This is a genomic window from [Bacillus] selenitireducens MLS10 (assembly GCF_000093085.1).
Taxonomy (GTDB): Bacteria; Bacillota; Bacilli; order Bacillales; family Salisediminibacteriaceae; genus Salisediminibacterium; species Salisediminibacterium selenitireducens.
Window position 1 is genome coordinate 2,150,649 of the sequence record NC_014219.1, and the last position, 13,663, is coordinate 2,164,311.

14 protein-coding genes and 1 riboswitch are annotated in these 13,663 nt (G+C 46.3%); of the genes, 11 read left to right on the forward strand and 3 right to left on the reverse strand.

Features of this window, described 5'->3' with window-relative positions; genetic code table 11:
• Window positions 1-24: 24 nt before the first annotated feature.
• The gene (locus tag BSEL_RS09935; RefSeq protein WP_013172868.1) at window positions 25-1,092 is read right to left on the reverse strand and encodes a serine hydrolase domain-containing protein; all 1,068 of its coding nucleotides are present in this window, start codon (window positions 1,090-1,092) and stop codon (window positions 25-27) included.
• A gap of 186 nt (window positions 1,093-1,278) precedes the next feature.
• A riboswitch (glycine riboswitch) is annotated at window positions 1,279-1,354 on the forward strand.
• 137 nt (window positions 1,355-1,491) lie between these two features.
• Between BSEL_RS09935 and BSEL_RS09940 the strand changes: the two genes are divergently transcribed.
• Complete coding sequence (locus tag BSEL_RS09940; RefSeq protein ID WP_013172869.1) at window positions 1,492-1,767, forward strand: ACT domain-containing protein; 276 nt, start codon at window positions 1,492-1,494, stop codon at window positions 1,765-1,767.
• 20 nt (window positions 1,768-1,787) lie between these two features.
• Entirely contained in the window at window positions 1,788-3,149 is a 1,362-nt protein-coding gene (locus tag BSEL_RS09945; RefSeq protein WP_013172870.1) for a PFL family protein, read from the forward strand.
• Between the two features lie 43 nt (window positions 3,150-3,192).
• On the opposite strand, the gene BSEL_RS09950 is transcribed toward BSEL_RS09945, so the two are convergent.
• The gene (locus BSEL_RS09950; RefSeq protein WP_013172871.1) at window positions 3,193-3,834 is read right to left on the reverse strand and encodes a hypothetical protein; all 642 of its coding nucleotides are present in this window, start codon (window positions 3,832-3,834) and stop codon (window positions 3,193-3,195) included.
• Window positions 3,835-4,027: 193 nt separating this feature from the next.
• On the opposite strand from BSEL_RS09950, the gene proB reads away from it, so the two are divergent.
• The 8 genes from proB (at window position 4,028) to BSEL_RS17105 (ending at window position 12,106) form a co-directional block, all read left to right on the forward strand.
• Window positions 4,028-5,170: a glutamate 5-kinase gene (gene proB / locus BSEL_RS09955; RefSeq protein ID WP_013172872.1), complete on the forward strand. Its 1,143-nt coding sequence runs from the start codon at window positions 4,028-4,030 to the stop codon at window positions 5,168-5,170.
• Window positions 5,148-6,410 carry a glutamate-5-semialdehyde dehydrogenase gene (locus tag BSEL_RS09960; protein WP_013172873.1) on the forward strand — a complete coding sequence of 421 codons (1,263 nt, stop codon included), beginning with the start codon at window positions 5,148-5,150 and terminating at the stop codon, window positions 6,408-6,410. Before proB ends, BSEL_RS09960 begins: the two co-directional genes overlap by 23 nt.
• 97 nt (window positions 6,411-6,507) lie before the next feature.
• Complete coding sequence (typA, locus tag BSEL_RS09965) at window positions 6,508-8,367, forward strand: translational GTPase TypA (RefSeq protein WP_013172874.1); 1,860 nt, start codon at window positions 6,508-6,510, stop codon at window positions 8,365-8,367.
• Between the two features lie 290 nt (window positions 8,368-8,657).
• Window positions 8,658-9,164 carry a diaminobutyrate acetyltransferase gene (gene ectA, locus BSEL_RS09970; protein ID WP_013172875.1) on the forward strand — a complete coding sequence of 169 codons (507 nt, stop codon included), beginning with the start codon at window positions 8,658-8,660 and terminating at the stop codon, window positions 9,162-9,164.
• Window positions 9,165-9,227: 63 nt separating this feature from the next.
• A complete protein-coding gene (ectB, locus tag BSEL_RS09975) occupies window positions 9,228-10,523 on the forward strand; it encodes a diaminobutyrate--2-oxoglutarate transaminase (protein ID WP_013172876.1) in 1,296 nt (431 codons plus the stop codon).
• A 34-nt stretch (window positions 10,524-10,557) separates the two neighbouring features.
• Window positions 10,558-10,947, forward strand: a complete 390-nt coding sequence (locus BSEL_RS09980) for an ectoine synthase (protein ID WP_013172877.1) — start codon at window positions 10,558-10,560, stop codon at window positions 10,945-10,947.
• Between the two features lie 84 nt (window positions 10,948-11,031).
• Complete coding sequence (locus BSEL_RS17100) at window positions 11,032-11,532, forward strand: AbrB family transcriptional regulator (RefSeq protein ID WP_013172878.1); 501 nt, start codon at window positions 11,032-11,034, stop codon at window positions 11,530-11,532.
• Window positions 11,441-12,106 carry an AbrB family transcriptional regulator gene (locus BSEL_RS17105; RefSeq protein WP_083769557.1) on the forward strand — a complete coding sequence of 222 codons (666 nt, stop codon included), beginning with the start codon at window positions 11,441-11,443 and terminating at the stop codon, window positions 12,104-12,106. The genes BSEL_RS17100 and BSEL_RS17105 overlap by 92 nt, the downstream gene beginning before the upstream one ends.
• On the opposite strand, the gene BSEL_RS09990 is transcribed toward BSEL_RS17105, so the two are convergent.
• Complete coding sequence (locus tag BSEL_RS09990) at window positions 12,096-12,821, reverse strand: site-specific integrase (protein ID WP_013172880.1); 726 nt, start codon at window positions 12,819-12,821, stop codon at window positions 12,096-12,098. The two genes, BSEL_RS17105 and BSEL_RS09990, sit on opposite strands and share 11 nt — an antisense overlap.
• Window positions 12,822-13,195: 374 nt before the next feature.
• Here BSEL_RS09990 and BSEL_RS09995 point away from each other — a divergent pair, with 374 nt between their 5' ends.
• A complete protein-coding gene (locus BSEL_RS09995; protein WP_013172881.1) occupies window positions 13,196-13,600 on the forward strand; it encodes a thiol-disulfide oxidoreductase DCC family protein in 405 nt (134 codons plus the stop codon).
• Window positions 13,601-13,663: the final 63 nt, after the last annotated feature.

The window sequence follows — 13,663 nt, forward strand, 5'->3', positions numbered from 1 at the left end:
AAGTGCGTCAGGCGGTGTTTGTGTTTATTCAGTGCGTTTGGCATCCAGTATCAGCTGGAGCAGTTGAAGCCGCTGCAGATCATTGACACTGTCCCGTGTCATTGAGAAGGAATGGTGATTCGAATCCACCCGGTGAACAAAGACGAGATCATATTCGGGAATGACCTCAATGGACTGGCCGTAACGTCCAACTGCAGAAAACATGCCAAGCTCTTCGTAAATGCCTGCTGTGGCTGACCACCATAAATAGCCGTAATCAAAAATATTATTGGAAGCTACCTCTGCGTGAGGCTGCGTACTCAGCTCAATCCATTCCTCCGGTACAATCTGCTCGCCTTCCCATTCCCCATTCTGCAAATACAGCTGACCAAAGCGGGCAAAGTCTCTCGCAGACATGCGAAACAAATAGGAAGGGTGCAAAGATCGTCTGTTTTCATACTTATAGTTGGTATTTCCCAGACTGAAATCTTCCATGCCTAAAGGAACGGCAATCCGTTCATGAAAATCTTCAAACAGATCACGTTCTGTCTGCTCGTTATAAATACTCCCAAGTACATTAAAATCCCAATTATTATAGTAATAATAGCTTCCCGGTATTCGGGTTCCCCTTGCAGGCCTTGCCTGGCGCATATTCCAGGACTCCTCACCTGCAGGAAGATATACACCGGATGTTGAGGAAAGCAGATGCTGAAGCTGGGCACGCAATTCGAGACCGCTTAGCGGCGGTTCTTCTTCAATGTCGTAGTCAGCCAGCGTATCATCAAGAGCAAAGGTCCCCTTCTCCCATTCGATGCCGTAAAGGGCACTTAAAAAACTCTTTCTGACGGAATGGGCATTTGTGTTTGTGGTAACATCCCCCCATGATAACAGGACCTTCCCTTCATGGATGACCATCAATGCTGTAGAGTTGATGGATTCGTAATAGTTCCGGGCCTGAATCAGCTGCTCGGGGTTCCAGCCTGCTTCTTCAACGCTTTCATGGTAAGCCCATGTGGTTTCCGTTTCTTCATCGAGTGTCATATAGGCAACGATGAAGATCATCGTCAGGATGATCAGAATCACCGATAAGATCAATGGCAACCGGTCGAGCATGATTATCACCTTCACTGTTTGATGGATAAGATGGTTTCCTTTACTTTATCACGATCGTTCGCTCTTGAACATTCCCTCTCAATGGTTGTGAAAAACTGTTCAAAGCGTTGACGGTTGCTGTAAAAACTGATAGGATCACTTTATCTGAATAAATCGTCATTGAAGCGGATGGATAACACTATCTGTGGAGACACTTCTGGAGAGTTCACGAAGGTGACGCCGAAGGATTCATAATCTCAGGCATCAGGACAGAAGCGTAGCAAAAGACCCCGAAACCGTTCGGGGTGTTCTGTCACGTCTTCCTCCGGGATTGGATCTTGCGTCCAATCTTTTTCTTTTGCTTCATAAAAGAGGTCTCGCCTCTGAAGAAAGATACTACGAATTGAAAGAGGGATGAACATGGAACAAAAACGGGCAGTAATCAGTGTTGTCGGGAAAGACCAGGTCGGAATAATTGCAAGGGTTACGACCATTCTTGCGAAGAATCAGCTGAATGTTCTCGATATCAGTCAGACCATTCTGCAGGATTTCTTTACCATGATGATGATTGTGGATTTACAGGAATCAGCGGATCTCGATCAGCTTCAAAAAGATCTTGATCAGGTCAGTGAAGAGATGAAACTGCAGATTCACATGCAGCAAGAAGACATTTTTAAATCCATGCACCGCATTTAACGATCAGGAGGTCGACATACATGAGTATTGCAATGAATGAAATCCAGGAAACCATCCGAATGGTACAAATGGAAAGCCTGGATATCCGTACCGTTACGATGGGGATCAGTCTGAAAGACTGCATTGATGCAGACAGTAAAGAAATGAACCGGAAAGTGTATGAGAAGATAACCGGCTATGCAAAAGAACTCCGTTCTACTGCCGATCAGGTCTCCAAAGAGTACGGCGTGCCGATCATTAACAAACGGATCTCGATCACCCCGGCATCAGAGCTTCTTGGTCAGGCAACGGTGGAAGAAGCTGTTGAACTCGCGAAGACCCTTGACAAAGCTGCAGAGGATCTTGGTGTTGATTTTATCGGGGGATACTCAGCGCTTGTGCACAAAGGGATCACAAGAGGTGATCAGGTCCTTCTTGACAGTCTGGCTCGCGCCTTGAGTGAAACGAACCGTGTTTGCGGATCTGTCTCCGTTGCCACAACAGCAACGGGGATCAATATGGATGCAGTCAGAAAAATGGGCGAAGTCATCAAAGAAGCAGCGGAACTGACCGCTGAATCAAACGGTATTGCATGTGCCAAGCTTGTTGTGTTCTGTAATCCTGTAGAAGATAACCCGTTTATGGCCGGAGCATTTCACGGTGCTGGCGAAGGTGAAGCCGTCATCAATGTCGGTGTCAGTGGACCGGGTGTTGTCCTGAATGCGCTGAAGCGCCACCCTGAGGCTGATTTGGGCGAGGTGTCTGAGATCATTAAACGGACTGTTTTTAAAATCACACGTGCCGGAGAACTGCTTGGTCGCGTTGTGGCAGAGAGGCTTGAGCTGCCCTTTGGGATTATGGACCTCTCCCTCGCACCGACAAATGCACAAAATGACAGTGTCGCTGAAATACTTGAAGAAATCGGTCTCGAGCGGGTAGGTACGCACGGGACGATCGCTGCACTGGCACTGATGAACGATGCCGTCAAAAAGGGCGGCGCAATGGCAAGCTCGTATGTCGGCGGCCTCAGTGGCGCGTTTATCCCCGTCAGTGAGGATAACGGGATGATTAAAGGACTCGAAGACGGTGCGCTGTCTCTAGATAAACTCGAAGCGATGACCTGCGTATGTTCTGTCGGGCTTGATATGATCGCGATCACAGGAGACGTCTCCCCTGCAACATTGTCAGGTCTGATTGCCGACGAAATGGCCATCGGCATGATCAACAAGAAAACAACAGCGGTCAGAGTGATTCCCGTACCTGGTAAAAAAGAAGGCGAAATGGTTGAATTCGGCGGTCTGCTTGGCCGCGCGCCGGTTATTGGTGTGAATCCGTTCGGTTCAGATAAACTGATCCAAAGAGGCGGAAGAATCCCCGCTCCTCTTCAATCACTGATCAACTGACGAAAAATCAGGAGAATTTGCATAGATGAAGAAGAGCCGGGGATTACATATCCCGGCTCTTCTTCCATTCCTCGAATTCTTCTGGTGACATCGGCCGCAATATTTCACCGTCCCCTTCCTCAATCAGTGAGATAAACCGGCTGCGAAGCTGACTGATATCTGTATTGAACGGGATGCTCACGATCTGTTTGTCGGGACTGATGAAATGATATGTCTCATAAGCACCCGTACCTCCGTCAGAGCGAAGTTCCGGGACAAAATATGCGACCTCTTCCCAATGAAGGGTATATAAGGAGGTGTCCCTGAATTCATTTTGATGTACCCCATCATCGTCTAAAAAGAAATAGGTGTGAATCCCGAAGTGATAGAAGGGGATTCCGGCAATCACGACTGCAAGCAGGACGAAACTGATAAACCAATTGCTGTTCACAACGGCTGATTTCCATTTCGACAATAAAAAATAGAGCAACGTAACTGCCGGAACCGTCAGCATCCCCGCTCCGGCAATTAAATAGGCTTCCCCGGGTGTTCCGAAGTACCAGTGTTCTCTTGAGTGAAAGAGTATGTCCTGTGCAATGAAAATAATGACAAGGGGCATAAACAAAGCAGAAACGCCAAAAACAAGGCTCAGTACAATAAGTGTTTTATGTATATCATCCAAATCGATTTTCCCGAACAGTTTCATTGTAATTATCCCTCCATCTTCATAAAGATTAACATAAGTTTACAGGCGTGCACAACATTTTCAAAGAAAGCTTGACAATGCGAAAGAATTATCTGATAATACAGAAAATACCCAAAGTCCTCGCCTTGCAGTTATCACTGGGCGGGGGCTTTTCTCAGTTACATCCCCCCTATTTAAAAGGAGTTGTAGAACGGTGCATAAATCAAAAATCGTTATAAAAATAGGAACCAGTTCATTGGCATCTTCATCCGGCGCCTTGTCCGAAGACAAATTGCATCAGGTTGTGACGATCGTCAGCGAAGCGATGGAGGCGGGCCACCAGGTCATTTTGGTCTCTTCAGGTGCCATCGCTGCCGGCTACGAGCGGATCGGTTATCCGGTCAGACCCGAAACGACAAAGGCCAAGCAGGCTGCGGCATCGGTTGGCCAGGCCATTTTGATGAATGCCTATCAGGAAGCGTTTATGAAACGCGGCATCGTCTCGGCCCAGCTTCTGTTGACAAAACAGGAGATTATACAGGAGGCAAGCTATCATCATTTGCAGAATACAATGACTGAACTGCTGCAAAGAAAAGTGCTTCCGATTATTAATGAAAATGATTCGACGTCCATTGATGAGCTGACATTTGGCGATAATGATCACCTCGCCTCCCTCGTATCCGGCTTTATCCATGCAGACTATTGTATTTTGTATACCGATGTGGACGGGATCTATGATAAAAATCCGAAACTTGACCGATCGGCAAAACGGATTCGCACGATCACCGCTTCCGAACTTGAAAAGCGATCCGACATTGATTTAAGGGGTGGCTCGAGCCAGGGCACAGGAGGTATGGCAGCGAAGCTTCATGCCGCACTGCAGGCATCGGGTATGGGGGCAAGCGTGTTTATCGGAAAACTTGATCAGCGCATCCCCTCCCTGGTTGAAACGACAATCAACGGTGATGGGCCGGGCACATACATCATTTCCGATCAGCCGGTGCCTTTACGGTCGAAGAAACAGTGGATTGCGTTTCACTCGCCCGTGTCCGGTGAACTGACGATTGATGAAGGCGCTGTGAACGCACTTCTTTCGGCTGGGAAAAGTTTACTTGCTGTCGGCATTTTAGGATCCTCAGGAGATTTCAACAGCGGAAGTACTGTGATTGTCCGTTCCTCCGATGCGTCGGTCATTGGAAAAGGCCGGGTTAGACTCAGTTCAGACGAACTGAATCAACAGCTGACTCACAAAATGAAAAGCCCCTCTCCTGTTGTGATCCATCGGGATGAGTGGATATCTGTCAACGACACCTACAGAGAAAGGATGACTGAACATGACTTTACCATCCATGAATGAAACGCTGTTAAAAGGATCATTGGGTAAACTGGCAGCCAAATACGTATCACGTACGTCAACGGAAGAGCGGCATCGGGCGCTTCTTTCTATCAGCAGTCATCTTGAAAAGAATCGCGAGCTGATCCTTGAAGCCAATCAGAAAGACGTCGAGAGAAGCCGGGAAAACGGTGCGACTGCGGCATATATAGACCGGCTTTCACTCGATCACGGCCGAATTGCGTCTCTGTCAGAGATGCTCAAGAAACTTGTGACGCTTCCGGATCCATTATTTCAGATCAAAGAGGAAACGATACGTCCCAATGGTCTTCATATCAAGCACGTAACAGTCCCACTCGGTGTGATCGGTATCATTTATGAAGCAAGGCCTAATGTGACAGTGGATACAGCTGCTCTTGCGCTAAAAACAGGAAACACAACATTGTTAAAAGGAAGTTCTTCCACCCTTCATACAAACAGGGTGCTCGTTCAAATAATGCAGGAAGCACTTGTCGATGAGGGGTTTCCGGCAGAGACGGTGCAGCTCATCGACGACCCTGACCGAACGGCACTTCAGGATATGTGTCATGCCAGAGGATATCTTGATGTGCTGATTCCCCGTGGAGGCGAAAAACTGATTCAGACCGTTGTGGAACAGTCGACTGTTCCTGTGATTGAAACAGGTGCAGGTAATTGCCATGTTTACATTGATGAATCTGCGGATCCTGATATGGCGATTAATGTCGCTGTTGATGCAAAGACGCAGCGACCTTCCGTCTGTAACGCGTGTGAGACCATTGTTGTTCATAAAGAATGGCTCGCCGAAAATGGACAAAAACTGATCACGGCTCTCGAAGAAAAAGGTGTTTCGATTCACGGTGATCGGCACGTTCAAGAGCTCTCGGAGACGATTATTGAAGCAGATGAGGATGACTGGAAAACCGAATATCTGTCGCTTGACGTGGCGATGAAAACCGTTCCGGATATTGGCAGTGCGATCTCACATATCAGCACATACAGTACGTTTCATTCCGAAAGCATTCTGACAGAGAATGATCATCATGCCCGTTTGTTTTTTGCATCCATTGACGCAGCTGCGGTTTATCATAATGCTTCTACAAGGTTTACCGATGGTGAAGAGTTTGGTTATGGTGCCGAAGTTGGCATCAGCACGCAGAAACTCCACGCGCGGGGACCTATGGGCTTACCTGCGTTGACAACGACGAAAGCCATCATCAGTGGAACAGGGCAAACAAAAGCATAGAAGAGGATTGCTTGAAAGTAAGAAATATCTCACCTTCCTCATTAATTATGCTATACTAGTCTGGTTGAACAATTCTGAAACAGAGGAGCTATTTTTAATGAGTGTAAAAAACAACATCCGCAATATTGCGATTATTGCACACGTCGACCACGGGAAAACCACACTGGTGGACGAATTACTGAAACAATCCGGAACCTTTCGAGCCCACGAACATGTCCAGGAGCGCGCAATGGACTCCAATGATATTGAAAAGGAACGCGGTATCACTATTTTGGCTAAAAATACGGCCGTTGACTATGAAGGTACGCGTATCAATATCCTGGATACCCCGGGACACGCAGACTTCGGCGGTGAAGTTGAACGGATTCTGAAAATGGTCGATGGCGTGTTGCTTGTTGTCGACGCGTTTGAAGGCTGTATGCCACAGACCCGGTTTGTATTGAAAAAAGCAATGGAACAGAAGCTTCGCCCAGTCGTCGTGGTCAATAAAATTGACCGTCCTGCGGCAAGACCTGAAGAAGTGGTCGATGAAGTGGTGGATCTGTTGATTGATCTGGGTGCAGATGAAGAGCAGTTGGACTTCCCTGTCGTCTACGCTTCGGCTTTAAACGGTACGTCCAGTGCCTCGGCTTCTATTGAAGACCAGGAATCGACAATGAATCCGGTTTTTCATTCGATTATTGAGCATGTACCGGCACCAATTGCAAATGACGATGAACCGCTGCAGTTCCAGGTGACGATGCTCGATTATAACGACTATCTCGGTCGAATGGGAATCGGGCGTGTTTTCAGGGGCCGCGTGAAAAAAGGTGACTCTGTTTCGATTATTAAACGGGACGGCAGCCATAAGAATTTCCGCATCTCCAAAATGTTCGGTTTTATCGGACTTAAGCGACATGAAATTGAAGAAGCTTCTGCAGGTGAACTGATTGCGATTGCCGGGGTCGAAGATATCATGGTTGGAGAGACCGTTTGTCCACAGGATGAACACGACCCCCTCCCTCTCGTCCGAATAGATGAGCCGACGCTCCAGATGACCTTCCTCGTGAATAACAGCCCGTTTGCAGGCCGTGAAGGGGATCATGTGACGAGCCGTAAGATTGAAGCACGATTGCTTCAGCAGGTTGAGACGGATGTCAGTCTCCTTGTGGAAAACACGGAATCACCGGATGTGTGGAAAGTGTCAGGCCGTGGTGAATTGCATCTTTCAATTCTGATCGAAAATCTCAGACGTGAAGGTTTCGAGCTCGCTGTATCCAAACCTGAGGTCATCATCCGTGAGATTGACGGAAAATCATGCGAACCATACGAGTCGGCGCAGGTCGATGTCCCGGAAGATTATACCGGTTCAGTCATGGAGTCCCTTGGTGAACGAAAAGGGGAACTGTTAAACATGGTCAACAAAGGCGACGGTCAGGTCAGAATGGATTTTCTGATCCCGTCCCGCGGACTGATTGGATATACGACGGAGTTTATGGCTCAGACAAAAGGATACGGTATTTTGAATCACAGCTTTGAAAAGTATGCCCCTGTAGCTGAGGGTTACACAGGTGGACGCCGTCAGGGTGCCCTTGTATCCATGGAAACCGGTAAAGTCACGCAGTATGCGATGATTCAGGTTGAGGACCGGGGTGTGTTGTTTGTCGAACCGACTACGGAAATCTATGAAGGAATGATTGTCGGGGAACATAACCGTGATAATGACCTGACGATCAATCTGACAAAAGCAAAGCAGCAGACCAATATCCGTTCTGCCACGAAAGAACACACCGTGACGATGAAGAGACCGAGAATTCTATCCCTTGAGGAAGCACTCGAGTTTTTGAATGACGATGAATATTGTGAAGTGACTCCGCAATCAATCCGTCTTCGGAAAAAAGTTCTTAATAAAGCGATGCGTGAACGAGAAGAAAAAAGAAAAAAACTTGCTTTGAAACAAACCGAGCAAGCTAAATAATGGTTCAGGAATCCACATTTTAACATGTGGATTCCTTTATTTGTATAGACATCTTTCAAAAACGATGCATTTCCAATAATACCGGAGGAAATTAAAAGCATCCCACTACTCACCTCCTTTCAGTATAAGTGAACGTGATAAATCATCGTTAATGCGTACTGATGCCGTTTGAACATTCACGGAAATGTCACTATCATTGAGTTATGTTATGTTTTCTCACAGCAAATTGTATCTCTCTTTGGGCGTGATACAAGATGTTGGGTTAAAAACTAAATAAGGTGGGTAAAAGAATGAATAACCGCACAACGTCCAATCAGGATGAACTCATTTTTCAGCAACCGACGAAGTACGATGGAAAAGAAATGTGGGCGTTGGCCAAACGCACTTCTTTGGATTTAAATTCTGCTTACAAGTATTTAATGATGGCAGAATACTTTTCCAAAACCTGCGTCGTCGCTAAGGAAAATGGCGAACTGGTGGGATTCATTACAGGCTTTATCGAACCCGATAAGCCTGACACGGTCTTTGTCTGGCAAGTTGGTGTTGATTCATCACAGCGCGGTAAAGGCGTTGCCTCCAGAATGCTGGATGCACTCCTTGCAAGCAGCGGATGTGAGCAGGTCAAGTATCTGGAAGCCACGATCACAGACGACAACCAGGCATCCCAAAAGCTGTTCAAGGGTCTTGCCCGCAAACGGAATACTTCATGCGACGTGTTTGAAACGTTTCCTGAAGAAGCATTTCCTGATGGGCATGATGCTGAGTACACGTATCGCATCGGGCCATTTCCCGAGTAAACAGATCGTAAAAGTTTATTAAGAACTGGATTTTTATTAAAACGACGGAGGGATTTTTAACCAATGAATAGTCATGATTTGAAAACCATTGAGTCGCTTGAATCGTCAGTAAGAAGTTATGTGAGAAGTTTTCCGACAGTCTTCACAAAAGCACGCGGGTATCGCATGTGGGACGAGAACGGAAAAGAGTATATCGATTTCTTCTCCGGCGCAGGTGCTCTTAATTACGGTCACAATGAACCGAATATGAAAAAGAAGCTGGTCGAGTATATCCTTGACGATGGCATTACCCATTCACTGGATATGGCGAGCACGGCAAAAGCGGAATTTTTAAGAAGATTTAAAGAAGTGATTCTCGAGCCGAGAAACCTTGATTATAAAATAATGTTCCCTGGACCGACAGGCACAAACACCGTAGAGGCAGCTCTCAAGATTGCCCGTAAAGTAACAGGCAGAACGGATGTCATCAGTTTTACGAACGGCTTCCACGGCATGACGATCGGTTCCCTTTCCGTAACAGGGAATTCCATGAAGCGTCAAGGAGCCGGTGTTCCCCTTCAGTACAGCCCGACGATGCCGTATGACGATTTTGTCGGCAGTGAAGATGATACCCTCGATTATTTAAGACGCTTCCTTGAGGATAACGGAAGTGGTGTATCAATTCCTGCAGCGATGATTATTGAAACGGTTCAGGGTGAAGGCGGTTTGAACGCAGCCCGCTTTGAGTGGATCAAGAAGCTCTCTGACATTTGTAAAGAATGGGGCATCATGCTTATCATTGATGATGTTCAGGCAGGTGTTGGCCGTGCAGGCACATTCTTCTCATTCGAGAAAGCCGGAATTGAACCGGATGTCGTATGTCTGTCAAAATCAATTGGCGGCTATGGACTTCCCCTTGCGCTGACACTGATCAAGCCGGAGCACGATAAATGGATCCCTGGTGAGCACAACGGTACGTTCCGAGGTAACAATCATGCATTCGTGACCGCCACCGAAGCGCTTTCTTATTGGGAGGATCCAAAATTTGAACAGAGCATCCAAAAGAAAAGTGATCGAATTACCGCATTTCTCGATGAAATGATTGAAAAATATCCGCAGATAAAAGGGCATCGCAAAGGTCGTGCCTTTATGCAGGGGATCTCTTCCGATGTAGAGGGATTGAGCGAAAAGGTGGCTGCAGAAGCCTTTAATCACGGACTCATTATGGAAACCGCCGGTGGTCATGACCAAGTCTTTAAATTGTTCCCGCCGATCAATATTGATGAAGACGGCCTTGAACAGGGACTTGAACTGATTGAGAAAAGCATTCAGTCTGCCATCAAAGCAATGAACCTTGAATCTGATACAGTCACACAATAAATAATTATCGACAATCCTGGGAGGAAACTGAATCATGAAAACTGTAAAGCTGAGTGATGTCATTGGAACGGAACATGAAGTGAAAGGTGAAAATTGGACAAGCCGACGCCTTATCTTGAAAAAGGACGGTATGGGCTACTCCGTTCACGACACAATCATTAAAGCAGGGACTGAAACGCATCTCTGGTATAAAAATCACCTCGAGACCGTATACTGCATCGAAGGTGACGGTGAAGTTGAAACACTCGCCGACAACAAAATTCACAAGATCGAAGCGGGAACGGTATATGCGCTTGATCAAAATGACGAGCATCTGCTCCGTGCCAATACGGATATGAGAATGGTCTGTGTGTTTAACCCACCTGTAACAGGAACGGAAATACACGATGAAGACGGTTCATATATCATTGTGGATGACGAATAAAAACAATTCAGCCAGCTGCATCGATGCAGCTGGCTTTTGTTATACTTAGAACAGATTGTCCGTTTAGAGAGGTTGTGAAACTGTATGTCCGTTTCCCTAGTCAGATCATTGCTTATGACACTGGCTACGGCACTGACAGGAGCGGCTTTATTTTCTCTGCTGTCATTACCGCTGCCTTGGATGCTGGGTCCACTTACAGCTGTTATGACGCTTCAGGCAGTAATAGGACAAACGTTATACTGGCATCCGATGATCAAAAATGCAGGACTTATTATACTTGGCATCAGCTTCGGTTTGTATTTTACGATTGACACGATCGTGATGACACTTCCCTACTTCCCGATTTATATTGCGATGACGTTTGTTCTGATTGCCATATCGGTCAGTCTCAGCTACGCTTTAACCAAACTCATTCCGATCGATCCTGCTTCGAGTATTTTCGGGTCGATTCCGGGAGGGTTGACTGAAATGGTGATCACCAGTCAGTCTTTTCATGCCAATCAGGCTTTCGTTACTGTGTTTCAAACGATTCGTCTTGTTATTGTTCTGTTTTTTGTCCCCTTTTTTATTTTTATACCTGTTTAGCGGGGATCCTGCGATTGCCATGGAGAGACCATCAGGAAGTGATGATTCAACACTGATTCACGGTCTGTGGTACATCATTCCGGTTATTCTTGCATTCAGGTATGCATCGCTGCTTCCTGCCGGGATCATGATAATTCCGCTTCTCATTACCATTGTCCTCACCGTCAGCCCTGCATCGATTCTTGATGTTCCGGATCCGCTGTTTCTCTTGGCTCAGCTGGCGGTAGGCACGTCGCTTGGTCGAAGCATCGCGATTCAGGACGTCTTTCAGGCCGGACGCTACAGTCTTTACTATGCGGGGATCACAGTGATTCTGATCCTCTTTTCATTTGCAAGCGGCTATCTGCTCTCCGTTGTAACGAATCTTGATTTGGCGACAGCGATGCTCAGTGCAGCCCCGGGAGGCGTCATTGAAATGGTGCTTACGGCAGATATGGTGGACGCTGATCCGGCGGTGGTTACGGCCCTTCAGCTGACGAGGATCCTTCTTATCCTCCTCTTTGTGCCGATGGGATTAAAATGGCTGTTTGTCCGTGTTCTTCGTTATCCGGAACAAAGAGATGTCAAAGACTGAAATCATCAATGGCATCATCAATCTCTTCTTGAGAAATCCCGATATACCGGAGTGTAATGCTCTGTGAGGAGTGGTTAAAGATCTTTTGCAGCATGGAGGCATCCTTGTACTGCTTATAGAAGTGGTAGCCGAATGTTTTTCGCATCGTATGTGTCCCGACAAACTCAACTCCGGCCTCTTCTGCGGCACGTCTCAGGATTTTATATGCGCGGTCCCGCTTGATCGGTTCACCGGTCATTGATGAAGCAAACAGATAATCATCATCACTCATACCGATGGTATAGTCGGAAAGAAAACTGCGGATTTCCCTGTTCAAGGGAAATCTTTTTGCTTTGGTGGTTTTTTCCTCAATTAAAACGATGTACTTCTTCCCTCTTACATCGCCCACTTTTAAAGGGAGTAAGTCTCCGACTCTAAGACCCGTATTCAGCCCAAGTACAAATAAAAAATAGTCCCGGTATGAACGTTGCTTCAGGCTCGACTTCATTGCTTCAATTTGAGTTTTATCACGAATCGGTTCAACGGTTCTCGGTGTCATGGCAGATAAAGCCTGAAAATCAGATTTGAATTTGAGCGGCCGCTTGCCATTTATTTTCAGTTCATTCAAGCGTTTGATTCGGAGTCTCGTCTGGTGACGCCCGAGCCTGTTTTCCAGTGAATCATATTCCTGATCAGTCAGGCGAACGTAATCTGCAAACTGTTTTTTTCGATTCATCGTCATCCCCTCCGATTTTCTATTATAGCATACAAAAGAGCTCATTTTGTATTCTTAAAAGTCCTTTGATATGTAGACGGTTTTGACCGAAGATGAACAGATAAAGGTTGATTTATCAGTGTTTTTCTTACTCTATGCCAATGTAACAGCAAAGCTGAGGATACAAATTGAGTATTTTGTATCCTCATTCGTTTTCTGATGATAACCAGCTAAGGGTCTGTTAACAGGTATCCATTTGCCCCTGAGAGGTTTCTGAATCGCTGATGTGTTATAGTTGACCTATGGCTTGACCAAAAATAAAAAACGCCTCAAAAGTGATTCTGAGGCGTTGGGAAACAGCGATAATTCCATTAAAAGTAAAAAGAGGTGTCTGTATGCGAGTCTTATTTTATGATGGTTTCTGCAATCTCTGTGATGCAAGTGTCCAGTTTATATTGAAACACGAACGGGATGAACAGTTATCGTTCTGTTCTCTTGAAAGTCACCTTGGTCTGACATTGATGGCCCATCACCCCGAGTTGAAGGAAATTGATGCCATTATTCTCGTTGACACAGAGGCAGAAACCATTCACACTGCCTCGAATGCTGTGATTGAAATTTCCAAACATTTGCGTTTGCCGTGGTCCCTCGTATCACTAGGAGGAATCGCACCCTTCTCTTTAAGAGAAACACTTTACCGATTTGTCGCAAAGAATCGGTATCGCGTATTCGGACAGAAAGAGGCATGCAGACTTCCGAACAAACAAATGCGGCATCGATTTCTCGATACCGCTCAATAATGTCTATTTTTTTCGAAGAGCTCTGCGCTCGGCCACAGGTACACATTGAAAACAGACGTGTAC

What these genes read in the sequence shown, in the direction of transcription:
- BSEL_RS09935 (WP_013172868.1), bottom strand. Translation starts at nt 1,092, where the DNA reads ATGCTCGACCGGTTGCCATTGATCTTATCGGTGATTCTGATCATCCTG.
- BSEL_RS09940 (WP_013172869.1), top strand. Translation starts at nt 1,492, where the DNA reads ATGGAACAAAAACGGGCAGTAATCAGTGTTGTCGGGAAAGACCAGGTC.
- BSEL_RS09945 (WP_013172870.1), top strand. Translation starts at nt 1,788, where the DNA reads ATGAGTATTGCAATGAATGAAATCCAGGAAACCATCCGAATGGTACAA.
- BSEL_RS09950 (WP_013172871.1), bottom strand. Translation starts at nt 3,834, where the DNA reads ATGAAACTGTTCGGGAAAATCGATTTGGATGATATACATAAAACACTT.
- BSEL_RS09960 (WP_013172873.1), top strand. Translation starts at nt 5,148, where the DNA reads ATGACTTTACCATCCATGAATGAAACGCTGTTAAAAGGATCATTGGGT.
- typA (WP_013172874.1), top strand. Translation starts at nt 6,508, where the DNA reads ATGAGTGTAAAAAACAACATCCGCAATATTGCGATTATTGCACACGTC.
- ectA (WP_013172875.1), top strand. Translation starts at nt 8,658, where the DNA reads ATGAATAACCGCACAACGTCCAATCAGGATGAACTCATTTTTCAGCAA.
- ectB (WP_013172876.1), top strand. Translation starts at nt 9,228, where the DNA reads ATGAATAGTCATGATTTGAAAACCATTGAGTCGCTTGAATCGTCAGTA.
- BSEL_RS09980 (WP_013172877.1), top strand. Translation starts at nt 10,558, where the DNA reads ATGAAAACTGTAAAGCTGAGTGATGTCATTGGAACGGAACATGAAGTG.
- BSEL_RS17100 (WP_013172878.1), top strand. Translation starts at nt 11,032, where the DNA reads ATGTCCGTTTCCCTAGTCAGATCATTGCTTATGACACTGGCTACGGCA.
- BSEL_RS17105 (WP_083769557.1), top strand. Translation starts at nt 11,441, where the DNA reads ATGCCAATCAGGCTTTCGTTACTGTGTTTCAAACGATTCGTCTTGTTA.
- BSEL_RS09990 (WP_013172880.1), bottom strand. Translation starts at nt 12,821, where the DNA reads ATGAATCGAAAAAAACAGTTTGCAGATTACGTTCGCCTGACTGATCAG.
- BSEL_RS09995 (WP_013172881.1), top strand. Translation starts at nt 13,196, where the DNA reads ATGCGAGTCTTATTTTATGATGGTTTCTGCAATCTCTGTGATGCAAGT.